Raw genomic sequence first — 24,385 nt, 5'->3', positions numbered from 1 at the left:
ACACCCCCACCCTCGCGATGACCGGCGCGACCGGTTTCGTCGGCGGCGCGACCCTCGGCCAGGCGGTCGCGGCGGGCTGGCACGTCCGCGCCCTCACCCGCCGCCCGCAGCCCGAACGCGAGGGCGTGACCTGGATCGCCGGCGCGCTCGACCAGCCCGCGAGCCTCGCCGAGATGGCGGCGGGCAGCGACGCCGTGCTGCACATCGCGGGCGTCGTCAACGTCCCCACCCGCGCGGCGTTCGAGACCGGCAACGCGGTCGCGACCGGCCATGTCGTCGACGCCGCGCGCGCCGCGGGGGTGACGCGCTTCGTCCACGTCTCCTCGCTCGCGGCGCGCAAGCCCGAAATTTCCAACTATAGCTGGTCGAAGGCGCGCGCCGAGACGATCGTCCGCGCGAGCGGGCTCGACTGGACGATCGTGCGCCCGCCCGCGGTTTTCGGCCCCGGCGACACCGAGATGCTCGACCTGTTCCGCATGGCACGGCGCGGCGTCGCGCTGCTGCCGCCCGCGGGGCGCCTATCGGCGATCTACGTCGACGAACTCGCACGCCTGCTCGTCGCGCTCGCCGCCGACCGCGACGCGAGCATCGGCGCGACCTACGAGCCCGACGACGGCCACCCGAACGGCTGGTCGCACCGCAGCTTCGCGCGCGCGATCGGCCGCGCGGTCGGGCGCAGCCACGTCTCGACGCTCGCGGTGCCCGGGGTCGTGCTCAGGGCCGGCGGGCGGCTCGACACGCTCGTCCGCCGCAGCCGCGCCAAGCTGACCCCCGACCGCGCGCGCTATATCGCGCATCCCGACTGGGTCGTCGCCGAGGGCGCCTGCCCCCCCGCCGCGCTCTGGCAGCCCGAAACCGCGACCGGCGACGCGCTCGCGGAAACGGTGCGCTGGTATCGCCGCGAAGGCTGGCTCTGACGCTCACGTCGCCGATGGGGCAGCATGGCCCGCCGGTCGAAGCGTGCATTGCCAAGGATGGGCGGCGCGATTAGGTCTGGGGCATGACCGATAGCACCGCCACGCCGCCGAACAGCAACCAGGGTCCCTGGGCGATCCCCGTCCGCCGTCCGCTGCCGGGCGACGACAAGCCCAAATCGACCACCAGCTTCCCGCGCAAGGTCTGGCACCTGCTCGTCGCGATCAAGGACGGGCTCGCGCTCGTCTTCCTCCTCATGTTTTTCGCGCTGCTGTTCGGCCTGCTCTCGGGCCGCCCGAACGCGGCGCTGCCGGTCAGCGAGGGCGCGCTGCTGCTCGAACTCGACGGCGTCGTCACCGAACAGCCGGCCGAGATCGACCCCTTCGCCGCGCTGTCGGGCGGGCAGGACCTCAAGGAATATCGCGTCCGCGACGTCGTCCATGCGCTCGAAACCGCGGCCGACGACAAACGCGTCACCTCGGTCGTGCTCGACCTCGACCGATTCCTCGGCGGCGGGCAGGTCTCGCTCGCCGAGATCGGCGCCGCGATCGACAAGGTGCGCGCGAAGAAGAAGCCGGTGCTCGCCTTCGCGACCGCCTACACCACCGACAGCTACCAGATCGCCTCGCACGCGAGCGAGATCTGGTCCGATCCGATCGGCGGCGTCGCCATCGCGGGGCCGGGCGGGTCGCACCTCTATTACAAGGGGCTGATGGACCGGCTCGGCATTACCGCGCACATCTACCGCGTCGGCACCTTCAAGAGCGCGGTCGAACCCTTCCTGCGCAGCGACCAGTCGCCCGAGGCGAAGGAGGCCGACCTCGCCTATGCCTCGGTGCTGTGGGACAAATGGCGGAGCGACGTCCAAAAGGCGCGGCCGCAAGCGAAGATCGACGCCTTCATCGCCGATACGCCGGGCCTCGTGAAAGCCGCCGGCAACGATCTGTCGAAGGCGTCGCTCGACGCCGGGCTGGTCGACAAGGTCGGCAGCCGGATGGCGTTCGGAACGCGCGTCGCCGAAATCAGCGGCGCCTATGACGACAGCCAGCCGTGGGACTATAACGCGATCCCGCTCGACAATTGGGTCGCCGCCAACCCGCCGGGGAAGGAGGGCACCGCGATCGCCGTCGTTCCCGTGATCGGCGAGATCGTCGACGGCGAAGCCTCGAACGGCACCGCGGGCGGCGAAACGATCGCGCAGCACGTTCTCGACGCCGCGGCCGACGACGGGGTCAAGGCGATCGTCCTCCGCGTCGATTCGCCGGGCGGCTCGGTGCTCGCTTCCGAAGAGATCCGCCAGGCGCTGCTCGCCGCGAAGGCGAAGAAGAAGCCGATCGTGGTGTCGATGGCGAATGTCGCGGCGTCGGGCGGCTATTGGGTGTCGACCCCCGCCGACCGCATCTTCGCCGAGCCCGACACGATCACCGGGTCGATCGGCGTCTTCGGCATCCTGCCGAGCTTCGACCAGGCGCTCGCCAAGATCGGCGTCACCGCCGACGGCATCGCGACGACCCCGCTGTCGGGCCAGCCCGACATCCTCGGCGGGGTGAACGACGAGTTCAACCAGCTTGCGCAGGCAAGCGTCGAGGACATTTACGCGCGCTTCACCGGGCTGGTCGCCAAGAGCCGCAAGCAGCCGGTGGAGAAGATCGAGACCATTGCCGAAGGCCGCGTCTGGGCGGGTGGCACCGCGCGCCAGCTCGGCCTCGTCGACCAGTTCGGCGGGCTGCCCGAGGCGCTCGCGGCAGCGGCGAAGCTCGCCAAGGTCGACGGCGATTATCACGCCAAATATTTCGAGGACGAGCCGAGCGAATTTTCGAAGATGCTCGCCGGGCTGTTCGGCGTCGATCAGGAAGAGGCGGCGATGGCGCCGCGCGGCTGGTTCGGCATCGCGGCGATGAAGCGCCAGCTCACCGAGCGGCGGCTGGCGCAGGACCTGTCGCTGCTGACCGAGGCGGGTTCGGTGCAGGCCGCCTGCCTCGACTGCCGCGCCTATCTGCCCGCCGCCGTGCCGCATTCGCGCGGCGCGGACACGACCGGCCTGCTGGCGAAGCTGGCGCTACTGCTGAAATCCTGATCCCCCTCCCGCGGCCGGAAGGGGAGAGATCAGGCCGCGACCACCGCGTCCTTCGCATGCTCCGCGATCGCGCCGGTCAGCGTGTCGACCAGCGCGAGCGGCAGGTCGTGCCCCATGCCGGGGATCGTCATCAGCCGCGCCCCGGCGATGCTCGCGGCGGTGTCGCGGCCGCCCGCCAGCGGCACGAGCGGATCGTCCTCGCCGTGGATGACGAGCGTCGGCGCCTTGACGTCCTTCAGCATCGCGCGCCGGTCGCCGTCGGCGACGATCGCCGCCATCTGGCGCGCGACACCCTGCGGATAGAAGCCGCGCTCGTAATCGGCGCGCACCCGGCGCTGCAGCCGCGCCTCCTCGGCGGGGTAGCCGGGACTGCCGATCACCCGCGCCGCGCGCACCGAATAGGCGATCATGTCCTCGGGATCGCCGCCCATCGGCCGGTTCGCGAGTACCTGCATCGCCTCCTTCCGCGCGCGCGGCAGGCGGCGGTTGCCGGTCGTCGACATGATCGAGGTCAGCGACAGCACGCGCTCGGGATAGCGCGCGGCGATATGCTGCGCGATCATCCCGCCCATCGACGCGCCGACGATGTGCGCGCGCTCGATGCCGAGCCGGTCGAGCAGCGCCATGCCGTCGGCCGCCATGTCGGCGAGCGTATAGGCCGGGCGCACCGGCAACCCGATCGCCGCCTTCACGAACATCCATTTGAGGTTGGGCACCCCCGCCGCCTCGAAGCGCGTCGACAGGCCGACGTCGCGATTGTCGTAGCGGATGGTGCGGAACCCCCGCGCGTTCAGCGCATCGACGAATTCGTCTGGCCACAGGGTCAGCTGCCCGCCCAGCCCCATCACCAGCAGGATCACCGGCGCGTCGCGCGGCCCCTTGTCCTCATAGGTGATCGAAAGGCCGTTCGCGGTCGTCTGTTCGGTCGTCATGCGGTTATATCCGTCAGCTGGCGGTTGCCGGGCGATAATGCGCGGAGTCGGTGGTGAATTCGGCGCGGCCATAGCCCGCAAGCTGGCGCTCGATCCGGCGCACGAGCCGCCGGTCGGCGAGGTGGCGGACGACGGGCAGGCGCGACGCGGCGCGATAGGCGGCCATGCGCCCCGCGACGGCCAGCATCGTCGCGCCATAGATCAGATGGTCGCGGCGCGAGACCGGCACGCCAACATCGGCCGCGCGCTCCTCGTCCCCGCTCAGAAACGCCTTCACGAAGAAGACGCGGCTGACCGAGCGCTCGAGCCGGCGCTTGACGCGTCCCTTGGGCGAGGGGTCGGCCGACAGCTCGGCCTCCATCGTCGCGCGCAGCAGGCCGCCACAGACGCGGTCGTCATATTCGTAGCGCAGGGTGGCGCTGCGCGTGCGCCAGATGCGAACGATCTCCTGCGGCGTGTCGGCGAGCAGATCCTCGGGCAGGCCGAGAAGATAGCAGCGGTAGCGCGCGAGCTCGACCCGCCCGCGTTCGAGCCGGTTGAAGCGGGTGCGCCCCTTCGCCAGCACCTCCTGCGACAGGAAATAGACGGGGATGAGCCCCGCGGGCATCTGGTCGAGCTGCGGGATCGGCATGCCATACGTTTCGGCGTCCCACATGTCCGGCCGCGACAGCACGTTGACGCGCACCATCGAGTGCATCAGCCGCACCATCGCCGCGGCCTTGAAGCCGGGCCCGAAGCGTCCCAGCGCGCCCGGCAGCGCGGTCGTCGCAAAGAAGGTTGCGGTCTCCTTCACCCGCCGCGCCGCGGTCCCATGGCCGAGCGTGCCGGTCAGCGCCATCGGCAGCGCCGAATATTTGTTGAGGAAGGTCGCGATGAAGGCGCCGCGGATCAGGAAGGGCGAGAGGTTCGCGGTCGCATTGCGCTCGTAGGCCGCGCCTTCCTCGACCAGTTCCATGTCGAGCCACGTCGGCTTCTGCTCCATCTCGTGGATCAGCGCCGCGAGTTCGGGCGGCGCGTCCTCGACCGCCGCCACGCCGCGATCGCACGCCTCGACCAGCATCGCGACGGTGCGCTGGAAACCATAGCGCGGCATCAGCGCCGCATAGGCGTCGCCGGTGCGGTCGCCGAGCATCGTATATTCGCGGATGCGCGCGAGCAGCTCCGCGTCCTCCAGATAGGCGGCCCGGTCGGCTCCCCGGACCCGGCCGAGCTCGCTGACCGCATCGGCCTCGGGCGCCCAGCGCTCGGGCGCCTTGTCGAAATCGAAGCGCCCGAACAGGTCGGGCAAGGCATCGGCCTGGCCGCGCACCCGGCGGGCGATCGTGCTGACATCGCTGTTCATAAGGCGAACCTGCCACAGATTCGCGATTTGGCAAGCCTATCCGGTTTTCGGGCCGCGATAGGCCGGAAGCGCGAGCGACCAGCGGATCGCCGCGCCGCGCAGCGCAAAGCCCGCCCCGGCGCCCGCAACCGCCGCGACGGGCGTTCCGGCCCCCAGCCATTGCAGCAGGAGGAAGAGTCCCGAGGCGAGCGCCGCGGCGGTGACATAGACTTCGGGCCGCATGATGATCGACGGCACCCCCGCCAATACGTCGCGGATCGTGCCGCCGACGCAGCCGGTGATCACACCCATCATCAGCGCGGGCACCGGAGGCACGCCCCACGCCATCGCCTTCGCGGTGCCGAACACGGCATAGGCGGCGAGTCCGACCGCATCGGCCCATTCGAGCAATTGACCCTGCCACCAGCGTTCGGGCGTTACCCAGACGACCAGCGCGATCACGATGCACATCGCGGCGATCGCGCCGTCGTGCACCCAGAACACCGGCGCGCCGATGAGCAGGTCGCGCACGCTGCCGCCGCCGACCCCGGTGACGAGCGCGAAGAAGCTCGCGGTGACCAGCGTCTGCCGCAGCCGCACCGCCATCAGCGCGCCCGACAGCGCGAAGACGCCGATGCCGACCAGGTCGAGCAGCCGGACGATCAGCGCATTGTCGAGCTCGGGCATCGCCGACGCTATTCCGCCGCCGGACGCACGCCGCCGATGATCGACAGGACGATGGCGGTCACCGCGTTGCGGATCGCGGGCTCGGCCTGGGGCGCGAAGAAGGGCGAGTGATTGGTCGGGGCCGGCTCGCCCTTCGCCTTTAGGTCGGCGAGGACCGCGGGATCATAGCCGCCGATGCCAAAGAAGACCGACGGCACCCCCGCCTCGACATATTCCGAATAATCCTCGCTCCCCGACAGGGGCGCGGCGCTGGCGGGCGCGAAGACCAGTCCCTTGCCGAACACCGGCCCGAGCAGCCCGGCTGCCGACGCCGCCATCGCCTCGTCGTTCATCAGCACGCCGGTGCCGCCCAGATAGGTGACCGTCGGTTCGGGGGCGTTGCCCATCGCCGCCGCGGCCTTGGCCGCGCGCGCCGTTCCGGTGCGCAGCAGGTCGCGCACCTCGGGCGACTGCGAGCGGAGGTTGACCTTCACCTCGGCGCTGTCGGGGATGATGTTCGGGGCGCTGCCGGCATGGATCGCGCCCACCGTCAGCACGCCGAACGCCGCCGGGTCCTTTTCGCGGCTGATCAGCACCTGCGCGTCGGTGACGAAGCGCGCCGCGATCGGGATCGGGTCGATCGTCGCGGCGGGCATCGAACCGTGGCCGCCGCGGCCGTGGAAGATCACCGAATAGCTGTCCGACGCCGACGAGGACGGTCCGGCCTTGATCGCCACCACGCCCGAAGGAAGGTTGCTGACATGCGCGGCGAAACCGAAGTCGGGCTTCGGAAAGCGCGTCAGCAGCCCGTCGTCGAGCATCGCCCGCGCGCCCTTCAGCGTTTCTTCGGCGGGCTGGCCGATCAGCACCACCGTGCCCGACCAGCTGTCACGCATCGCCGAAAGCGCCTGCGCGACGCCGACCAGATAGGCGACATGGGTGTCGTGGCCGCAGGCGTGCATCACGGGCACATCCTTGCCCTCATAGGTCGCACGCGCCTTGCTCGCCCACGCGAGGCCGGTCTTCTCCTCAAGCGGCAGCGCGTCCATGTCGGCGCGGACGAGGATAGTCGGGCCATCGCCATTCTTCAGCACGCCGACGACGCCGGTGCCGCCGACCTTCTCGGTCACGGCAAAGCCCGCCTTGCGGAGTTGCTGCGCGAGGATGCCCGCGGTGCGCACCTCCTGCATCCCGAGTTCGGGGTGGAGGTGCAGATCCTTGTAGATCGCCTCCAGCGCGGGATAGTTCTTGTCAAGCAGCGCCGACAGCCGCGCATTGGCGGCCGCCATGTCGGGCGCCGCGCGCGCGCCGGTCGCCGCCAGCGACAGGGCCAGCGAAGCCGCCACCCAGAGTCCGCGCTTCGCCATATCCTGTCTCCCCCTGTGCTGTTGGTCAGATGTGGATGGGCTTGCCCGTCACCGCCATCGCGGCTTCCTTAATCGCCTCGCTGTGCGTCGGATGCGCGTGGCAGGTGTAGGCGATGTCTTCGCTGGTCGCGCCGAATTCCATCGCCTGCGCCGCCTGCGCGATCATCGTGCCGGCGACGCTCGCGATGCACCACACGCCGAGCACGCGGTCGGTCTTGGCATCTGCGATGACCTTCACGAAGCCGTCGGGTTCGTGGTTGGTCTTGGCGCGGCTGTTGGCGAGCATCGGGAATTTGCCGACCTTGACCGCGCCCTTTTCCCCACCCGCCTTCTCGACCGCCTGCTCCTCGGTCAACCCGACGCCGGCGATCTCGGGCCAAGTGTAGACGACCAACGGGATGACGTCGTGGTTCACGATGCCGGTCTGCCCTGCGATATTCTCGGCGCAGGCGATGCCTTCGTCCTCGGCCTTGTGCGCGAGCATTGGGCCGGGAATGACGTCGCCGATCGCCCAGATGCCGTCGACCGCGGTGCGGAAATCATGGTCGGTCTCGATCTGGCCGCGCTTGTTGAGCTCCAGCCCCGCCTTGTCGAGGCCGAGCCCTTCGGTGTTCGGACGCCGCCCGATCGACACCAGAACGACGTCCGCTTCCAGCGTTTCGGGGTCGCCGCCGGCCGCGGGTTCGAGCGTCAGCACCGCTTTCTTGCCCTTCACCTCGGCACTGGTGACCTTGGTCTTGAGCTTGAACTCGATGCCCTGCTTCTTGAAGATCTTGTTCGCTTCCTTGCGGACGTCGCCGTCCATGCCGGGCAGGATCTGGTCGAGGAATTCGACGCAGGTCACCTTGGCGCCGAGGCGGCGCCACACGCTGCCGAGTTCGAGCCCGATCACCCCGCCGCCGATCACGACCATATGGGCCGGAACCTTGGCGAGTTCGAGCGCGCCGGTCGAATCGACGATGATCCCCTTGGCATTATCGACCTCGACGCCCGGAAGCGGGGTCACCGACGAGCCGGTGGCGATGATGATGTTCTTCGCGCGCACGGCTTTGCCCGCGACGTCGACCGTGTCAGCGGCGGTGAATTTGGCATAACCCTTCAGCCAGTCGATCTTGTTCTTCTTGAACAAAAACTCGATGCCGCCGGTCAGACCCTTCACCGCATCCTTGCGCTGGCCGTGCATCGTGCCGAGATCGAGCTCGGGCTTCACCTTGATGCCCATCGCCGCCATCGCGCCGCCCGCGGCCGCCTCGAAATATTCCGACGCGTGGAGCATCGCCTTCGACGGGATGCAGCCGACGTTGAGGCAAGTGCCACCCAGCGTCTCGCGCCCCTCGGCGCATGCGGTCTTGAGGCCCAATTGCGCCGCGCGGATCGCCGCGACATAGCCGCCGGGGCCGGCACCGATGACAAGGACGTCGTAGTCGTAATCAGCCATAACTCACTCCATATGCGTTCCTGCGAAAGCAGGAACCCAGGGTCCGGTTGCACCAACATTGCAATCCACCCTGGGCTCCTGCGTACGCAGGAGCACAAACATCACAAATCGATCAGCAGCCGCGTCGGATCCTCGATCGCTTCCTTGATCGTCTTCAGGAAGGTCACCGCCTCGCGGCCGTCGACCAGCCGGTGGTCATAGCTGAGCGCGAGATACATCATCGGGCGGATGACGATCTCGCCGTTCCGCACGACCGGGCGGTCCTCGATGCGGTGGAGGCCGAGCACCGCCGACTGCGGCGGGTTGATGATCGGGGTCGACATCAGGCCGCCGAACACGCCGCCGTTCGAGATGGTGAAGGTGCCGCCGGTCATGTCCTCCATCGTCAGCGTGCCCTCCTTGGCGCGCTTGCCGAGGTCGGCGATCGCCTTTTCGATTCCGGCGAAGGACAGGCTGTCGGCGTTCCGGACGATCGGCACCACGAGGCCGTTGGGCGCGCTGACCGCGATCGAGACGTCGAGATAGTCGTAATAGACGATCTCGTCGCCGTCGATGCGGCCGTTGACCGCGGGAATGTCGTGCGCCGCGAGCGCGACCGCCTTGGTGAAGAAGCTCATGAAGCCGAGGCGGACGCCATGCTTCTTTTCGAAGCCGTCGCGATATTTCTCGCGCGCCTCGATCACCGCCGACATGTCGCAGTCGTTGAAGGTGGTCAGCATCGCCGCGGTGTCCTGCGCCGACTTCAGCCGCTTGGCGATCGTCTGGCGCATCCGCGTCATCTTGACGCGCTCCTCGCGGCGGCCCGGCGCGCCGCTCGCGGCGGGAGCCGGCGCGGCGGCGGGCGCGGGCGCAGCGGCCGCATCGGGCGCCGCATTGGCGGCGGCGAGCACGTCTTCCTTGGTCAGCCGGCCATCCTTACCGCTGCCCTTGATCTTGCTCGGGTCGAGCCCGTGCTCGAGCACCAGGCGCCGCACCGCGGGCGACAGCGTCGTCACCGTGTCGGCCGCCTCGTCACCGGTCGTCGCCGGTGCTGGAGCCGCGGCCTCGGCCTTCGCCGCAGGAGCGGGCGCAGCGGCGGGCGCCGGGGCAGCGGATGCCGCCTTGCCCCCGCCCGCTTCGATCGTCGCGATCACCGCGCCGACATTGACCGTGTCGCCGACCGCGGCGACCTGCTGGCCCATCACGCCCGCGACCGGGGACGGCACCTCGACCGCGACCTTGTCGGTTTCGAGGCTGGCGATCGGCTCGTCGGCCGCGACCGCATCGCCCGGCTGCTTCAGCCATTCGCCGATCGTCGCTTCGGTGACGCTTTCGCCGAGGGTGGGAACTTTGACTTCGGTGCTCATGGGGTCATTCCTTGCGGGAGATCAGGCTTTTTTCTTGGTGCGGCGGATTTCGGCGCGAACGCTGAGGTCGAGCGCGTCGGCGACGAGCGCCGCCTGCTCGGTCTGGTGACGGCTCATCAGGCCCGTCGCGGGCGATGCCGCGGCGGCGCGGCCGGCGTAGCGCGGCCGCATCCCCTTGTGCCCCGCCGCGTGCAGGCTTTCCTCGATCAGCGATTCGACGAAGAACCAGGCGCCGTTGTTGCGCGGCTCTTCCTGCGCCCACACCACCGCTTCGAGATTCGTCATCCGCTTGAGCCGGACGGCGAGCGCCTCGCCGGGGAAGGGGTAGAGCTGTTCGATGCGCACCACGCTGACGTCTTCGAGCCCCGCGCTGTCGCGCGCTTCCATCAGGTCATAGGCGACCTTGCCCGAACAGAGCACCAGCCGCCGGATCTTGTCGTCGGCGGGCGGCGTCATGTCGGACTTGATCCGCATGAAATGGCTGTCACCGAGGAACTCGTCGCGGCTGCTGACCGCGAGCTTGTGCCGCAGCAGCGACTTGGGCGTCATGATGATCAGCGGCTTGCGGAAGTCGCGGAGCATCTGGCGGCGCAGGACGTGGAAATAATTGGCCGGCGTCGTGATGTTGCAGACCTGGATATTGTCGCCCGCGCACAGCTGGAGGAAGCGTTCGAGGCGCGCCGAGCTGTGCTCGGGCCCCTGCCCCTCATAGCCGTGCGGCAGCAGCAGCACGAGGCCGTTGGCGCGCAGCCATTTGGCTTCGCCCGACGCGATGAACTGGTCGATCATGATCTGCGCGCCATTGGCGAAGTCGCCGAACTGCGCTTCCCACAGCACCAGGCTCTTCGGATCGGCCATCGCATAGCCATATTCGAAGCCGAGCACGCCATATTCGCTCAAGGGACTGTCGAGCACCTCGAAGCGGCCGTGCGGCAGCGTCTTCAGCGGCACATATTTGGCCTCGGTCGTCTGGTCGACCCAGACGGCGTGGCGCTGGCTGAAGGTGCCGCGGCCCGAATCCTGGCCCGACAGGCGGACCTGATAGCCCTCGCTGAGCAGGGTGCCGAAGGCGAGCGCCTCGCCGGTCGCCCAGTCGAAATTCTCGCCCGACTTGAACATCTCGGCGCGCCCGTCGATCACGCGGCGCAGCGTCTTGTGGGCGTCGAGGTCGTCGGGGATCGTGGTGATCGCGCGGCCGACCGCGTCGAACAGCTTGCGCTCGACCCCGGTTTCGACATTGCGGCGGTTGCCGTCGTCGTCCTTGGGTGCATAGAGCCCCGACCAGCGCCCGGCGAACCAGTCGGCCTTGTTCGGCTTGTAATCCGCGCCGAGCTTGAATTCCTCCTCGAGATGCGCGGTGAATTCGGCGCGATGCTGCGCGACGAAATCGCCGCCGATCACGCCTTCGTCGACCAGCCGCGCCGCGAACAATTCGCTGACCGGCGGATGCTTGCGGATGATCTTGTACATCAGCGGCTGGGTGAAGCTCGGCTCGTCGCCCTCGTTGTGGCCGAACCGGCGGTAGCACCACATGTCGATGACGATGTCGCGCTTGAACTGCTGGCGGAAATCGATCGCGAGCTTGCAGGCGAAGGTCACCGCTTCGGGATCGTCGCCGTTGACGTGGAGGATCGGCGCCTGGACGCCCTTGGCGACGTCCGACGGATAGGGCGAGGAGCGCGCGAACTGCGGGCTCGTCGTGAAGCCGATCTGGTTGTTGACGATGAAATGGATGCAGCCGCCGGTGTTGTAGCCCGGAACGCCCGAGAAGCCGAGGCATTCCCAGACGATGCCCTGCCCCGCGAAGGCCGCGTCGCCGTGGATCAGCACCGGCAGCACCTGCTCGTGCTTTTCGAGGTCGTCGCGGTGGACCTGCTGCGCGCGCACCTTGCCGAGCACGACGGGGTCGACCGCCTCGAGGTGCGAGGGGTTGGGGACGAGCGACATATGGACGCTGATCCCGTCGAACTCGCGGTCGGTCGAGGTGCCGAGGTGATATTTGACGTCGCCCGACCCGCCGACGTCGGTGGGGTTGGCGCTGCCGCCGTGGAATTCGTGGAAGATGACGCGGTAGGGCTTCGCCATGACGTTGGCGAGCATGTTGAGCCGCCCGCGGTGCGCCATGCCGTACACGATCTCGCGCACGCCGTACTGGCCGCCATATTTGATGATCGCTTCCATCGCCGGGATCATCGCCTCGCCGCCGTCGAGCCCGAAGCGCTTGGTGCCGACATATTTCTTGGCGAGGAACTTCTCCCATTCCTCGGCGTCGATCACCTTCTTGAGGATCGCCTGCTTGCCCTCGGGGGTGAACTCGACATGCTTGTCGGCGCCCTCCATCCGGTCCTGCAGGAAGCGCCGCTCCTCGACGTCGGCGATGTGCATATATTCGAGGCCGACGTGCCCGCAGTAATTGGCCTGCAGGATCGCGACGATCTCGCGCACGCTCGCCTTTTCGAGGCCCAGCGTGCCGCCCAGATAGACGGGCCGGTCCTGGTCGGCGCCGACGAAGCCGTGATATTCGGGGGTCAGGTCGGCGGGCAGTTCGCGCTTCGACAGGCCGAGCGGATCGAGCTTCGCTGCGAGGTGACCGCGCACGCGATAGGTGCGGATCAGCATCATCGCGCGGATCGCCTCGTCGGCGGCGCGCTCGACCTCGGCGTTCGACAGTGGCGCGCCGGCCTTGGCGGCGGCGGCTTTCACCGCCACCTGCATCTGCTGCGGGTCGAGCGCCGCGGTAAGGTCGTCGCCATCAATCTGGGGCCAACCCTTAGGCGCCCAGCTCGGGCCGGCCTGCGGCTCGTCGATGTCAAAGCTCTGTCGTTCGAGGTTCATTGTCTTTTCCATTCTCGGGGAGGAATGGTGGAGAAGGGATTTCGGGGATCAACGCCCGCCGGCCGCTTTGCGTTGCCGGCGGGCGCGGATCGTCAAACGCGTTCCTTCAGCACCTCGGCGAGCGTCGTGCCGAGTTCGGACGGGCTGGCCGACACGGTGATGCCCGCCGCTTCCATCGCCGCGATCTTGCTTTCGGCGTCGCCCTTGCCGCCCGACACGATCGCGCCGGCGTGGCCCATACGGCGGCCCGGGGGCGCGGTGCGGCCCGCGATGAAGCCGACCATCGGCTTCTTGCGGCCGCGCTTCGCCTCGTCGATCAGGAACTGCGCCGCCTGCTCCTCGGCGTCGCCGCCGATCTCGCCGATCATGATGATCGACTTGGTGGCGTCGTCGGCGAGGAAGAGTTCGAGGACGTCGATGAAGTTGGTGCCGTTGACCGGATCGCCGCCGATGCCGACCGCAGTAGTCTGGCCGAGCCCGACGTTCGAGGTCTGGAACACCGCCTCATAGGTCAAGGTTCCCGAGCGCGAGACGACGCCGACGCTGCCCTTCTTGAAGATCGAACCCGGCATGATGCCGATCTTGCATTCGTCCGGCGTCAGCACGCCGGGGCAGTTCGGGCCGATCAGACGCGACTTCGAACCCGACAGGGCGCGCTTCACCTTGACCATGTCGAGCACCGGAATACCTTCGGTGATGCAGACGATCAGCTCCATCTCGGCGTCGATCGCCTCAAGGATCGAGTCGGCGGCGAACGGCGGCGGCACGTAGATGCAGCTCGCGGTCGCGCCGGTCGCGGCCTTGGCTTCCTCGACGGTGTTGAAGTTCGGCAGGCCGATATGTGTCGTGCCGCCTTTACCCGGCGTCACGCCGCCGACCATCTTGGTGCCATAGGCGAGCGCCTGTTCGGTGTGGAAGGTACCGGTGGCGCCGGTCATCCCTTGCGTGATGACCTTGGTATTCTTGTCGATGAGGATGGACATAATCTAAGTCTCCCGGGGAGAGTCAGCCCGCCCGGCCTGTCCGGCCGGGCGGGCCAGAAAGGGTTCAGGCGAGGCTGGGATCCAGCGCCTTGCATGCGTCGAGCAGCTCCTTGACCGCGTCGACCGAGACCTGGAGGCCCGCCTTGTCGGCACCGTCGAGTTCGATCTCGACGATCTTCTCGACGCCGCCAGCGCCGATCTGCACCGGCACGCCGACATAGAGGCCATCGACGCCATATTCGCCGTCGACATAGGCGGCGCAGGGCAGGATGCGCTTCTGGTCGCCCAGATAGGCTTCGGCCATCGCGATGCCGCTCGCAGCCGGCGCGTAGAAGGCCGAGCCGGTGCCGAGCAGCGCGACGATCTCGCCGCCGCCGCCGCGGGTGCGCTTGACGATCGCGTCGATCTTCTCCTGCGTCGACAGGCCCATCTTGACGAGGTCGGGAACGGGGATGCCGTTGACGGTCGAGTAGCGGACGACCGGGACCATCGTGTCGCCATGTCCGCCGAGCACGAAGGTGTTCACGTCCTTCACCGACACGGCGAATTCGTCGGCGATGAAGTGGCTGAAGCGCGCCGAGTCGAGCACGCCGGCCATGCCCACGACCTTGTTGTGCGGCAGGCCCGAGAACTCGCGGAGAGCCCACACCATCGCGTCGAGCGGGTTGGTGATGCAGATGACGAAGGCGTCGGGAGCGTTCGCCTTGATGCCCTCGCCGACCGCCTTCATGACCTTCAGGTTGATCCCGAGCAGGTCATCGCGGCTCATGCCCGGCTTGCGGGCGACGCCGGCGGTGACGATGATCACGTCGGCGCCCGCGATGTCCTTATAGTCGTTGGTGCCGGTGATCTTCGCGTCGAAGCCCGCGATCGGGCCGACCTGCGACAGGTCGAGCGCCTTGCCCTGCGGCACGCCCTCGACCACGTCGAACAGGACGACGTCGCCGAGTTCCTTCTGCGCGGCGAGCAGCGCCAGCGTTCCGCCGATATTCCCGGCTCCGATCAATGCGATCTTCTTGCGTCCCATGGCGCGCGGCACTCCCTTCTGGCAAGCCCGGCAATGCTTCACGGAACCGGCGGGGGCACGGGCCATTACCGCCCAGCCGGCCAAAGACTGGCGACGCCCCTACGCCGATTCCCTTAAGGAAACAACCGCCAAAAGGGCGAAAATCGGGCTTTTTCTGCAAATAGTTCGCAATAGCGATAATGAGTTCCTCGTGGAACCCGGAAGGTGGGCATCGCAGACCTTCCCGGCAAGGGCCCGGCTTTGTCTTGGCCTCCGCACGCGGCTGCGATAAGTCTTCGTTCCGCACACGGAGCGAGACCTTTCGGGAGATCCGCATGTTCAGACGCAGCACCGCCGGACTCGCCTTCGCCCTGTCGCTTAGCATCGCCGCGCCGGCCCAGGCCAGCGAGAAGGGTTGGGACGATGCCGGCACGATCGCGAAGAATGCACTGGTCGTCGCCGCCTTCGGCGTGCCCGCGGTGCAGGGCGACTGGGAAGGCGTGCTGGAGGCGGGCGGCAGCATCGGCGGCACGATCCTGATCACCCAGGGCCTGAAGGAAGCCTTCCCCTCGCAACGTCCCGACGGCAGCGACGACAAGAGCTTTCCCTCGGGCCACACTTCGACCAGCTTCGCCGCCGCCGCGACGCTGCACAATCGCTATGGCTGGAAAGCCGGGCTGCCTGCCTATGTCGTCGCATCCTTCGTGGGGCTGAGTCGCGTCGAGGCGAAGCGGCACCGGGTCGGCGACGTGCTGGTCGGTGCGGCGATCGGCACCGCGACCGGGCACCTGATCACGACCAGGGCGAACGACCGCGTCCATATCCTGCCGTGGGGCGACACCAAGAGCGCGGGTGTCGACGTGACATTGCGTTTCTAGGGACCCGTAGCCGGCGCTTAACCCTCCCTTATCCCTGCCTTGCTAGGCCCGCGTCATGACGCGGGCGATCATCAGCTTCGACACCGAATTGTCGGCGGGCCTCCATCAACGGGGTTTCGATGCGCGCGCCAATTTCGAAAGTTCGATCCTCGGCCGCTGCCGCGAGGGCGACTTCGGCATTCATTTCCAGATGGACATGCTCGACCGCTTCGGCCTGACCGGGGTCTATTTCGTCGATCCGATGCCGGCGCTCGTCTACGGCCGCGCGATCATCGACGCGATCGTCCAGCCGATCATCGCGCGCGGGCACGAGGTCCAGCTTCACATCCACACCGAATGGCTGCAATTTGCCCGGCTGAACCCCGTCGGCAGGCTGACGGGGCGCAACATCGGTGACTTTCCGCTGGCGGCGCAGAAAAAGCTGATCGGCCTCGCGGGCGATATACTGACCCGGTCGGGCGCGCCGCGCCCCATCGCTTTTCGTGCGGGAAATTTCGGCGCCAACGACGACACGCTGCGCGCACTCGCTGCGCTTGGCTTCCGCTACGACAGCAGCTTCAACGCCGCCTGGGTCGGCCAGGGCTGCGCGATCACGCACGACCCCGCAAACCTGGGCATGCGCCTTCATCATGACGTCTGCGAAGTGCCGGTCAGCGGTCTACTCGAGGGCAGCGACCGCTTTCGTCCCGCCCAGCTGTGTGCGATGTCCGAAGAGGAAATGCGCGATGCGCTCGACCATGTTGCGGCGATAGGCGCGATCCAGTTCTCCGCCTTCAGCCACAGTTTCGAGCTGCTGAGCCGCGACCGCGCCGTGCCCAACCGGCTGGCGATCGCGCGGATGGAAGCCTTGTGCCGCGCCGTCGCCCACGATCCGCGAGTGACGAGCGGCGGCTTCGCGGGCCTCCCTCTACCGCCCCCGTATCCGCACCGCATCGACGTCGCGGAACCCCGGGTGCTGCGCACGATCCGCCGCCGGATCGAGCAGGCGGTCGGACATGTCGCTCACGAACTGCGCTATGTACGAAGCCTGATCTATGTCACGCTCAATTCATCGCGCTGGGGCGGGATCGTCGGCGGCGTCATCCTGACCGTGGCCTAGCGCCAGATAATCGTCCGACTGCATCTCCGCGAGCCGGCTCGCGGTGCGTTCGAACTCGAAGGCGCCGTCGCCCGCGACATAGAGCGCGTCGGGTTCGGCCGCCGCGCTCGCGAGCAGCTTGACCTTATATTCGTAGAGCGCGTCGATCAGCGTGACGAAGCGCGCCGCCTCGTTGCGGTTCTCGGGCCCCATGCGCGGGATGCCGACAAGGATGACGGCGTGAAAATGGCGCGCGACCGCAAGATAGTCCGGGGCGCCGCGCGCTTCGCCGCAGAGTCGCTTGAACGAGAAGACCGCGACGCCCTTCAGCGCCTTGGGCACATGCAGCGTGCGCCCGCCCCCCACGTCGAGGTCGAGCGAGGGAACGTGCGCGCGATCCTCGGGCGGATAGTCGGTGAGGCGGAAGAAGGCAGCCGACAACGCTTCGGTCGCCGCCGCATCGGCGGGGACGAACCAGCGCTTGCCGTCGCCGAGCCGATGGCGGCGATAGTCGGTGGGCCCGTTGAGGCCCATCACATCGAGACGCGCCTCGACCAGCGCGATGAAGGGCAGAAAATGCTCGCGGTTGAGCCCGTCCTTGTAGAGATCCTTCGGCGGCCGATTCGACGTCGCGACCACCGTCACGCCGCGCTCGATCAGCGCGGTGAACAGGCGCGAGAGGATCATCGCGTCGGCGCTGTTGTTCACCACCATCTCGTCGAAGGCGAGGCAGCGCACATTTTCCGCGAGCGCCGCGGCGACGATCGGGATCGGATCCCCCGCCTCGCTCTTGCGCACCTCGCGCATCCGCGCGTGCACATCCTGCATGAAGGCGTGGAAATGGACCCGCCGCTTCCGCTGGATGCGAAGCTGATCGTAGAAAAGATCCATCAGCATCGACTTGCCGCGCCCGACCGCACCCCACAGATAGACGCCGCGCGGGGCTTCGGGCTTGCGGCCCGCGATCCGCCACAACAGGCTGCCGCGCGGCGGCGACGCCTCCAGTTCCGCCTGCAGGCGGTTCAGACGCTCGGCGGCAGCGCGCTGTTCGGGGTCGGACTTGAGCTCGCCGGCGGAAACCAGCGCGTCATAGGCCGCAAGGACCGAGGTCACTTCCGGCTCGCCTTCCGGATCGTTCCCGCAAAACTCAGCACGATATGGGCGTCATCCTCGCCCTGCACCACGAGGCCGCGCAGGAAGATGAGCCGGCCGGTCTCGCGCACCAGCTCGACGAGGGCATCGAGCGGCTCGCCGACGCGCCCCGCCCCGACGAATTGCGTCGACAGGTCGAGCGTCACCGAATGGCCCGCGTCGAGCGAACCGAACTGGTGCGAAGCGGCGAAGAGCGCGATGTCGACAAGCCCCAGCGTCACCGCGCCGTGGACATTGTCGCCGAGATTGCTGTGCTTGCGCTCGGGCAGCATCCGCACGCGGGCGCGTGGGCGGCCGTCGGAGGTCGGCGGTTCGACGCGCACCGACAGCGGTTCGATGAAAGCATTGAAGCGGCTGGGATCCTTGAGGTTCCAGCTTACCCAGCCATCGTCCAGCGCCTCGGCGCTGAAATTCTCGCGGCGCTTCGGCTCCTCGATACTGTCGTTCACACCTGCCGCTCGGCCTCGAGCTTCTTGATCTCGGCGATCGCGCGCGCCGGGCTCAGGCCCTTGGGGCAGGCGTTGGCGCAGTTCATGATGGTATGGCAGCGATAGAGGCGGAACGGGTCCTCCAGCTCGTCGAGCCGCTCGCCCGTATATTCGTCGCGGCTGTCGGCGAGCCAGCGATAAGCCTGGAGCAGGATCGCGGGGCCGAGGAACTTGTCGCTGTTCCACCAATAGCTCGGGCAGCTCGTCGAGCAGCAGGCGCAGAGGATGCACTCGTAGAGCCCGTCGAGCTTTTCGCGCTCCTCGGGCGACTGCAGCCGTTCCTTGCCGCTCGGGGTCGTCGTCTTGGTCTTCAGCCACGGCTCGATCGACGCATATTGCGCATAGAAATGGGTGAAGTCGGGGACGAGGTCCTTGATCACTTCCATGTGCGGCAGCGGGGTGATCGTGATATCGCCCTTCAGATCCTCGATCGCCGTGGTGCAGGCGAGGCCGTTCTTGCCGTTCATGTTCATCGAGCAGCTGCCGCAGATGCCCTCGCGGCACGAGCGGCGGAAGGTCAGCGACGAATCCTGCTCGCTCTTCATCTTGATCAGCGCATCGAGCACCATCGGGCCGCATTTTTCGGTGTCGATCTCGAAAGTGTCGAAATGCGGGTTGCGGCCGCTGTCGGGATTGTAGCGATAGACCTTGAACTTCTTGACGCTGGTCGCCCCCTCGGCCTTGTGGACCGTGCCGCTCTTCTCGATGCGGCTGTTCTTGGGCAGGCGAAATTCGGCCATGTCGCGGGCTCCCTTGTGCAATCGCGGGCTGCCTAGACCCGATTGGCGAAGTCGACAAGGGGTTGAAAGCGCGAAAGCCGCTGGCGAGCGAGCGGGCAAGTCGCTAGGGGCGCTGCGATGAGCGAAGACGCCGCCGCATCCCCTGCCGTCACCAGCCGCCACGTCGCGCGCGGGCTCGGCACCACCGTGCTCGCGCGGCTCGGCGCCGTGGTCGAGATCGTCGCGCAGCCGCTCTATGTCCTGATGTTCGGACTCGCGGGCTATGGCCTCTATGCGGTGCTGTGGGCGACGATCAACCTGCTCGAGAATATCTTCGACACCGGCATGACGAGCGCGATGCAGCGTACGGTGCCGCAATCGGCGAGCGATGCCGAAGCGGCGGCGGCGCTGCGCACCGCGATGGTCTTCGGGGTCGGCCCGTGCCTGATCGTCGCGGGGGGAATCGCGCTCTTCGCCGCCGACCTCGCGCCCTTGCTCAACGTCGCCGACAAGGACCGGCCGCTCGTCGTCCCCGCGATCCAGCTCTTCGTCTGGGCGCTGCCGCTCTGGGCCTTTGTCGAGATCGCGACCTCGGCGATGCGCGCGCGCATGGTGTTCGGCGCCGAGATCCGCCTGCGCATCGTCTGGGAACAGATCATGCGGCTGGTCTTCGCCGGCCTCTTCTTCGCGGGCGGGTTCGGCCTCAAGGGGCTGTTCATCGCGCATCTCTGCTCACTCGCCGTCACCGCCTTCCTGTGCGTCCGCCTGCTCGCGCGCTATTACAGCTTCGCCGACCTCTGGCGCGGGCCCTGGGCGAGCGACACCGCGCGCAGCACCTTCTGGGCGGGCCTGTCGATCCTGCCGTCGAACATCATCGCGCGGCTGTTCGGCGACGCGCCGGCGCTGATCCTCAACCTGCTGCTTCCCGGCGCGGCGGGCGCGGCGGCGGCGGGCCTCTTCACCATCGCGCGCAAGCTGTCGAGCGTCGTCCAGCTCGTCCGCATCGCCTTCGTCTATGTCCTCGCGCCGCTCGCGGCCAGCGCCGAGCGATCGGAACGCGCGCAGGTCGCCGACATCTATGCCTATGCGACGCGCCTGATCTTCGCGATCGCGCTGCCGCTCGCCGCGGTGCTCGCCGCGGGCAGTTCGTCGCTGCTCGGCTTGTTCGGCGCTCAGGCGCATATCGCGCAGGGCGCGGTGATCATCCTGCTTTTCGCGCGCGCGCTCGAAGCCGTGCTCGGTATCTCGCTCCCCGTGCTGCAGGTTGTTGCGGCCTTCCGCCACCAGCTCACCGCGAGCCTGTTCGGAGTGATCGTCGCGGTCGGCGCGGGCGGGCTGATCGTCGGCCATATGGATGCGCTGACCGGCGTCACCCTCGCCATGTCGATCGGCCTTGTCGTGATGGCGGGCATCCCGATGATCCAGCTCGCGGCGGGCGAGCGCCTCCATCCCTTCGACCATCAATTTCCGAAGGTCGCGGCGATCGGGCTCGCAATCACGCTCGGCGCCGGCGCCATCGCGCTGCTCGCGAGCCGCCTGCCCGATCCGGTCGCGCTGCCGCTGATCACCGCCATCGCCGCGGGCGCGATCTGGCTCTCCCTGCGCTTCGCCCTCCCCCACGCCGACCGCGCTTCGCTCGGCAAGACGGCGCGCAAACTGCGGCTCGTATAGCTTTCCTTCGTCATTCCCCCACGCGCGCAGATGGACCCCGGATCACGTCCAGGGTGACGAAGGAGGGATAGGTCTTATTTTGGCCGCAAAATTTGCTAGAGGGGGCGACTGATTTTTCGCCGCCAGGGATTTGATCCCGCGCGGCCAACAGGCGGAACTCGATGTACCAGCAAGAACTCGCCCGCAGCGGCAAGCGCCTCTTTTTCATTCGCGGCACCTATATCTACATCACCATCGCGATCTCGGTGTTGATCGCCTGGTGCAGCAAGGACTGGGGTCCGTTCAACACGGCCGTCGGCGATTGCGCCTGGTTCTGGCTGTCGCTCGGCGTCGCGAGCGCGGGCGCGATCGTCCGCGTCTTCACCAGCGGCTGGGCCGCGCTCGGCACCTCGGGGCGCGCCAAGGTCGCCGCCGAGGCGAGCGAACTCAACACCACCGGTCCCTACAGCCTGGTCCGCAACCCGCTCTATGTCGGCCGCATCCTTAACTTCACCGGGCTCGCGATGCTGTCAGGAAGCTGGGTTTTCGGCGCGATCGCCTTCCTGCTCGCGATCCTGATCTACGAACGTATCTCGATCTATGAGGAAGAATATCTGCGCGAAAAGTTCGGCGCGGCGCATGCCGAATGGGCGAAGGACGTTCCCGCGCTGCTCCCGCGCCTGACGGGTTGGGTGAAGCCCAAATATCCCTTCTGGTGGAAGCGGATGATCTGGCGCGAACAGAACAAGCTGTTCCTCCTCGCCACCACTGTCTTCCTGACCTGGTTCGCGCGGCTCGATTTCAGCTTCGACGCGCTGACCCCGGCGCAGTGGAACTGGGTCTATGCCTTTGCCGCGCTCGTCATCGTCCGCTTCTTCATCGGCGGGCTGAAGATGATCGGCTTCTTCAAGGAACTGAGCTGAGCGCATGGGGAGCGAGCTCGCTCCCCTGATCGCAGTCGTCGGCAGCGACGGGTCGGGAAAGTCGACCCTGTCGGCCGACCTGCTCGCGCATATCCAGCAGACGCGCCGCGCCGAGGCTGGCTATCTTGGCCTCGGGTCGGGCGAGCAGGGGCGCCGGATCGGGCGCTGGCCGATCATCGGACCGCCGCTCCACCGCTGGCTCGACGGCATCGCCGACCGGCTGCGCGATCCGGGCGAACCGATCCCCAGCCTGTTCGCGGCGCGCTATGCGCTGCGCCGGTCGCGGCGGCGGCGGGCGAAGTTCGACGCGCTGGTCGCGCAGCGCCGCGCCGGCATCACCGTGGTCACCGACCGCTATCCGCAGCTCGAGGTGCCCGGCCTCCACGACGGCCCGATCCTCGCCGGCCGCGCGACCAACCCGCGCCTCGCCGCGATTCAAGCGGAGGAAGGCGCGCTCTATGCCGAAATGGCATCCTATGTTCCGACGCTGGTCATCCGCCTGCACGTCGACGTCGACACGGTGATGGCGCGCAAGCCCGATCACGACCGCGCGCTGATCGCGCGCAAGGTTGAAACGGTGCCGCTGCTGACATTCAACGGGGCGCCGATCGTCGATATCGACGCGACGATTCCCTATGAGGAGGAGCTGGCGCTGGCGACGGCGGCGGTGGACAAGGCGCTGGCGGCGGCCTGATCTTTCCCACCTCGTCATTGCGAGGAGCCGAAGGCGACGCGGCAATCCAGAGCCCGCGGTAACCGTCCTGGATTGCTTCGCTTCGCTCGCAATGACGAGTTGCGGGCAAACCCGACCGCTTAAACTCGCGCCGCCATGATCTTCTCGATCAGTTCGACGTCCGCGGGCTTGTCGGCGTCGATACACGCTTCGCCCTCTGACATCGGCACCACCTTCGCCTTCAATCCGAAGCGCAGACCCGCGCGCGCGACGCCCTGGTGGATGGTGATCAGCCGCAGCACGACGGCAAGCAGCAGGATGGGGCCGAAGGCGGCGATGATTTTCAGCCCCTTCTTGCGGTCGCGCTCGATCCGCCCCCAGAAGTCGAGCAGCGGCAGCACGCGCCGTCCGCGCAGGCGAAACAGGTTCGCGCCCGACCACCAGCCGCCACGGAACTTGAGCCAGGTACGCTTCGATTCGGGGTAGCGCGCGAGCAACACGTTCCGCTCGACCATCGCCACCGCGACGTCGCTGTCCGCGGCGCCCGCGAGGAATTCGGCGATCATCGCGGGGGTCAGCAGCACATTGTCGGCGGTCGTCACCAGCAGCGGCGCATCGCCCTCGGGCAGCGCGGCGGCGAGCGAACTGCTGATCCCCTGCCCCGAATCCGCGAAATGCAGATCAGAAAGCCCGGCGAGCGCCGGTTCGGCGGCAAGATCGGCGCTCTTCTGCGCGAGGATGGTGATCGGCCCGACCAGCGGCGAAGCGCGGAGCGCACGCACGACATGTGCGAGCATCGGCTGTCCCGCGATCGGCAGCAGCGCCTTGGTCGAAACACTGCTGCCCGACAGCAGCGGATCGGGGCCGGGGCGGCTGCCGGCCATGACGATGGCGGGGATTGTCATCGTGCCGCCTCCGCGAGCGGAGCGACGCGCCGTCCCGTGACGCCGCGCAGGAAATCGCTCGCCTCGGCGAGCACTGGCCCCTTCGCACGGAAAGGCGCGGCGAGCGCCATGACGATGCCCGTGTGGCCGACGCCCGGATAGATGCGCAGGTCCGCCGAGCCGCCCGCCGCCTGAATCGCGGCGGCGAGATTCTGGCTGTTGCGCGGCCGCACCGTTTCATCCTCGTCGCCGGTCGCGAGCCACAGCGGCGGCGCATCGCCGCGCGCGAAGGCGATCGGCTGGGTCTTTTCGGCGGGGCGAACCTTGCCCATCGCCTTGTCGGCGCGGCCGCCCTTTTCCATCGGCAGAAAGTCATAGGGACCGGCGAGCCCGGCGACGCCGCGAATCGCCGTAGGGTCGCTTCCCGCGCCGCGCAGCCATTGCGGATCGAGCGCGAGCATCGCGGCATTATAGGCGCCCGCCGAATGACCCATCAGCGCGATGCGGTCGGGATCGCCGCCGAAATCGCCGATATGCGCCTGCACCCAGGCGACCGCGTCCGCGCTGTCGTGGAGGAAATCGGGCCAATGCGCCTTGGGGGCCAGGCGGTAATCGGGGATGACGGTGACGAACCCCTCTTCGGCGAGCGCGCGGCCGGCGAAGCCATAATGCTCGCGATCGCCGCTGCTCCAGCCGCCGCCGTAGAAGAAGACGATCACCGGCAGCCGATCGCCCGCCTGCGCCGCTTCGGGCGCCCAGACGTCGAGGAGACGGCGCGGACCATCGCCATAGGACTGGCCCGCCACCACCCGACGCGCGCCACCGCGCCCGAGCAGCCGGTCGGCCATGTCGAGCGAGCGGGCGCCACCCGCGACGACCGCTTTCGCGCCGCCGCCGAACAGCAGCAGGAGCACGGCCGCCAAGAAGAGGAATTTGATCAACCGCCGTTCCCTGACATCGTGATCCGTCGCGAGCCTCGCGCCCTACAGGGCACCGCGCCCGCGAACAAGCGCCGAACCGCGCGACCTTTTCCGCCTTCGGGCGTAAGAAAGGC

At 68.1% G+C, this 24,385-nt stretch carries 21 protein-coding genes; 7 read left to right on the top strand and 14 right to left on the bottom strand.

The annotated features are described in order from the left end of the window. Positions 1 to 17 precede the first annotated feature (17 nt). Together CD928_RS18575 and sppA are read left to right on the top strand one after the other, a co-directional pair. Positions 18 to 917: an SDR family oxidoreductase gene (locus CD928_RS18575; RefSeq protein WP_095388569.1), complete on the top strand. Its 900-nt coding sequence runs from the start codon at positions 18 to 20 to the stop codon at positions 915 to 917. An 83-nt stretch (positions 918 to 1,000) separates the two neighbouring features. Further along, positions 1,001 to 2,992, top strand: coding sequence for a signal peptide peptidase SppA (gene sppA, locus CD928_RS18570; RefSeq protein ID WP_095388568.1), 1,992 nt, complete (start codon positions 1,001 to 1,003; stop codon positions 2,990 to 2,992). A gap of 29 nt (positions 2,993 to 3,021) precedes the next feature. Here sppA and CD928_RS18565 read toward each other — a convergent pair whose 3' ends face one another. The 9 genes from CD928_RS18565 to mdh form a co-directional block, all read right to left on the bottom strand. Then, positions 3,022 to 3,924 carry an alpha/beta fold hydrolase gene (locus CD928_RS18565; RefSeq protein ID WP_095388567.1) on the bottom strand — a complete coding sequence of 301 codons (903 nt, stop codon included), beginning with the start codon at positions 3,922 to 3,924 and terminating at the stop codon, positions 3,022 to 3,024. Between the two features lie 13 nt (positions 3,925 to 3,937). Then, a complete protein-coding gene (locus CD928_RS18560) occupies positions 3,938 to 5,266 on the bottom strand; it encodes an oxygenase MpaB family protein (protein ID WP_095388566.1) in 1,329 nt (442 codons plus the stop codon). A gap of 36 nt (positions 5,267 to 5,302) precedes the next feature. Continuing rightward, on the bottom strand, positions 5,303 to 5,932 hold the full coding sequence (locus CD928_RS18555) for a trimeric intracellular cation channel family protein (protein ID WP_095388565.1): 630 nt from the start codon (positions 5,930 to 5,932) through the stop codon (positions 5,303 to 5,305). A gap of 8 nt (positions 5,933 to 5,940) precedes the next feature. Next, positions 5,941 to 7,278: an amidohydrolase gene (locus tag CD928_RS18550; RefSeq protein WP_095388564.1), complete on the bottom strand. Its 1,338-nt coding sequence runs from the start codon at positions 7,276 to 7,278 to the stop codon at positions 5,941 to 5,943. Positions 7,279 to 7,303: 25 nt separating this feature from the next. Next, complete coding sequence (gene lpdA, locus CD928_RS18545) at positions 7,304 to 8,716, bottom strand: dihydrolipoyl dehydrogenase (protein WP_095388563.1); 1,413 nt, start codon at positions 8,714 to 8,716, stop codon at positions 7,304 to 7,306. A 101-nt stretch (positions 8,717 to 8,817) separates the two neighbouring features. Beyond that, a complete protein-coding gene (gene odhB, locus CD928_RS18540) occupies positions 8,818 to 10,062 on the bottom strand; it encodes a 2-oxoglutarate dehydrogenase complex dihydrolipoyllysine-residue succinyltransferase (protein WP_095388562.1) in 1,245 nt (414 codons plus the stop codon). Between the two features lie 21 nt (positions 10,063 to 10,083). Beyond that, positions 10,084 to 12,897 (bottom strand): 2-oxoglutarate dehydrogenase E1 component, encoded by a 2,814-nt coding sequence (locus CD928_RS18535; RefSeq protein WP_095388561.1) that lies wholly within the window; start codon positions 12,895 to 12,897, stop codon positions 10,084 to 10,086. A 92-nt stretch (positions 12,898 to 12,989) separates the two neighbouring features. Continuing rightward, complete coding sequence (gene sucD / locus CD928_RS18530) at positions 12,990 to 13,880, bottom strand: succinate--CoA ligase subunit alpha (protein ID WP_095388560.1); 891 nt, start codon at positions 13,878 to 13,880, stop codon at positions 12,990 to 12,992. A 64-nt stretch (positions 13,881 to 13,944) separates the two neighbouring features. Beyond that, on the bottom strand, positions 13,945 to 14,907 hold the full coding sequence (mdh, locus tag CD928_RS18525) for a malate dehydrogenase (RefSeq protein ID WP_095388559.1): 963 nt from the start codon (positions 14,905 to 14,907) through the stop codon (positions 13,945 to 13,947). 314 nt (positions 14,908 to 15,221) lie between these two features. Here mdh and CD928_RS18520 point away from each other — a divergent pair, with 314 nt between their 5' ends. Together CD928_RS18520 and CD928_RS18515 are read left to right on the top strand one after the other, a co-directional pair. Beyond that, positions 15,222 to 15,764 carry a phosphatase PAP2 family protein gene (locus CD928_RS18520; protein WP_095388558.1) on the top strand — a complete coding sequence of 181 codons (543 nt, stop codon included), beginning with the start codon at positions 15,222 to 15,224 and terminating at the stop codon, positions 15,762 to 15,764. A gap of 55 nt (positions 15,765 to 15,819) precedes the next feature. Continuing rightward, entirely contained in the window at positions 15,820 to 16,863 is a 1,044-nt protein-coding gene (locus tag CD928_RS18515) for a hypothetical protein (protein ID WP_095388557.1), read from the top strand. Here the strand turns inward: CD928_RS18515 and zapE are convergent. The 3 genes from zapE to CD928_RS18500 are packed head-to-tail and all read right to left on the bottom strand — an operon-like array spanning position 16,813 to position 19,222. Next, positions 16,813 to 17,955, bottom strand: coding sequence for a cell division protein ZapE (gene zapE / locus CD928_RS18510; protein WP_095388556.1), 1,143 nt, complete (start codon positions 17,953 to 17,955; stop codon positions 16,813 to 16,815). The genes CD928_RS18515 and zapE overlap by 51 nt on opposite strands. Continuing rightward, positions 17,952 to 18,443 carry a PaaI family thioesterase gene (locus CD928_RS18505; protein ID WP_255247242.1) on the bottom strand — a complete coding sequence of 164 codons (492 nt, stop codon included), beginning with the start codon at positions 18,441 to 18,443 and terminating at the stop codon, positions 17,952 to 17,954. Before CD928_RS18505 ends, zapE begins: the two co-directional genes overlap by 4 nt. Then, on the bottom strand, positions 18,440 to 19,222 hold the full coding sequence (locus tag CD928_RS18500; RefSeq protein ID WP_095388555.1) for a succinate dehydrogenase iron-sulfur subunit: 783 nt from the start codon (positions 19,220 to 19,222) through the stop codon (positions 18,440 to 18,442). The genes CD928_RS18505 and CD928_RS18500 overlap by 4 nt, the downstream gene beginning before the upstream one ends. Before the next feature lie 117 nt (positions 19,223 to 19,339). On the opposite strand from CD928_RS18500, the gene CD928_RS18495 reads away from it, so the two are divergent. The 3 genes from CD928_RS18495 to CD928_RS18485 all read left to right on the top strand — a co-directional run bounded on the left by CD928_RS18495 (position 19,340) and on the right by CD928_RS18485 (position 22,468). After that, complete coding sequence (locus CD928_RS18495) at positions 19,340 to 20,872, top strand: lipopolysaccharide biosynthesis protein (protein WP_095388554.1); 1,533 nt, start codon at positions 19,340 to 19,342, stop codon at positions 20,870 to 20,872. 161 nt (positions 20,873 to 21,033) lie between these two features. Next, entirely contained in the window at positions 21,034 to 21,774 is a 741-nt protein-coding gene (locus tag CD928_RS18490) for an isoprenylcysteine carboxylmethyltransferase family protein (RefSeq protein WP_095388553.1), read from the top strand. A 4-nt stretch (positions 21,775 to 21,778) separates the two neighbouring features. Further along, a complete protein-coding gene (locus tag CD928_RS18485; protein ID WP_095388552.1) occupies positions 21,779 to 22,468 on the top strand; it encodes a hypothetical protein in 690 nt (229 codons plus the stop codon). Positions 22,469 to 22,587: 119 nt separating this feature from the next. Here CD928_RS18485 and CD928_RS18480 read toward each other — a convergent pair whose 3' ends face one another. Together CD928_RS18480 and CD928_RS18475 are read right to left on the bottom strand one after the other, a co-directional pair. Then, positions 22,588 to 23,352, bottom strand: a complete 765-nt coding sequence (locus CD928_RS18480) for a nucleotidyltransferase family protein (RefSeq protein ID WP_095388551.1) — start codon at positions 23,350 to 23,352, stop codon at positions 22,588 to 22,590. Next, entirely contained in the window at positions 23,349 to 24,272 is a 924-nt protein-coding gene (locus tag CD928_RS18475) for an alpha/beta hydrolase (RefSeq protein WP_095388550.1), read from the bottom strand. Before CD928_RS18475 ends, CD928_RS18480 begins: the two co-directional genes overlap by 4 nt. Between the last annotated feature and the right edge of the window lie 113 nt (positions 24,273 to 24,385).

Source organism: Sphingopyxis sp. GW247-27LB, assembly GCF_002277025.1.
Taxonomy (GTDB): Bacteria; Pseudomonadota; Alphaproteobacteria; order Sphingomonadales; family Sphingomonadaceae; genus Sphingopyxis.
This window is presented reverse-complemented; position numbering and strand designations above follow the sequence as displayed.

Excerpts from the sequence above, each read along its gene's own strand:
- CD928_RS18535 (WP_095388561.1), bottom strand. The coding sequence starts at position 12,897 with ATGAACCTCGAACGACAGAGCTTTGACATCGACGAGCCGCAGGCCGGC.
- mdh (WP_095388559.1), bottom strand. The coding sequence starts at position 14,907 with ATGGGACGCAAGAAGATCGCATTGATCGGAGCCGGGAATATCGGCGGA.
- CD928_RS18555 (WP_095388565.1), bottom strand. The coding sequence starts at position 5,932 with ATGCCCGAGCTCGACAATGCGCTGATCGTCCGGCTGCTCGACCTGGTC.
- CD928_RS18565 (WP_095388567.1), bottom strand. The coding sequence starts at position 3,924 with ATGACGACCGAACAGACGACCGCGAACGGCCTTTCGATCACCTATGAG.
- CD928_RS18485 (WP_095388552.1), top strand. The coding sequence starts at position 21,779 with ATGGGGAGCGAGCTCGCTCCCCTGATCGCAGTCGTCGGCAGCGACGGG.
- CD928_RS18500 (WP_095388555.1), bottom strand. The coding sequence starts at position 19,222 with ATGGCCGAATTTCGCCTGCCCAAGAACAGCCGCATCGAGAAGAGCGGC.
- CD928_RS18560 (WP_095388566.1), bottom strand. The coding sequence starts at position 5,266 with ATGAACAGCGATGTCAGCACGATCGCCCGCCGGGTGCGCGGCCAGGCC.
- sucD (WP_095388560.1), bottom strand. The coding sequence starts at position 13,880 with ATGTCCATCCTCATCGACAAGAATACCAAGGTCATCACGCAAGGGATG.
- CD928_RS18515 (WP_095388557.1), top strand. The coding sequence starts at position 15,820 with ATGACGCGGGCGATCATCAGCTTCGACACCGAATTGTCGGCGGGCCTC.
- sppA (WP_095388568.1), top strand. The coding sequence starts at position 1,001 with ATGACCGATAGCACCGCCACGCCGCCGAACAGCAACCAGGGTCCCTGG.
- CD928_RS18490 (WP_095388553.1), top strand. The coding sequence starts at position 21,034 with ATGTACCAGCAAGAACTCGCCCGCAGCGGCAAGCGCCTCTTTTTCATT.
- CD928_RS18520 (WP_095388558.1), top strand. The coding sequence starts at position 15,222 with ATGTTCAGACGCAGCACCGCCGGACTCGCCTTCGCCCTGTCGCTTAGC.
- CD928_RS18575 (WP_095388569.1), top strand. The coding sequence starts at position 18 with ATGACCGGCGCGACCGGTTTCGTCGGCGGCGCGACCCTCGGCCAGGCG.
- CD928_RS18495 (WP_095388554.1), top strand. The coding sequence starts at position 19,340 with ATGAGCGAAGACGCCGCCGCATCCCCTGCCGTCACCAGCCGCCACGTC.
- odhB (WP_095388562.1), bottom strand. The coding sequence starts at position 10,062 with ATGAGCACCGAAGTCAAAGTTCCCACCCTCGGCGAAAGCGTCACCGAA.
- lpdA (WP_095388563.1), bottom strand. The coding sequence starts at position 8,716 with ATGGCTGATTACGACTACGACGTCCTTGTCATCGGTGCCGGCCCCGGC.
- CD928_RS18550 (WP_095388564.1), bottom strand. The coding sequence starts at position 7,278 with ATGGCGAAGCGCGGACTCTGGGTGGCGGCTTCGCTGGCCCTGTCGCTG.
- CD928_RS18480 (WP_095388551.1), bottom strand. The coding sequence starts at position 23,352 with ATGACAATCCCCGCCATCGTCATGGCCGGCAGCCGCCCCGGCCCCGAT.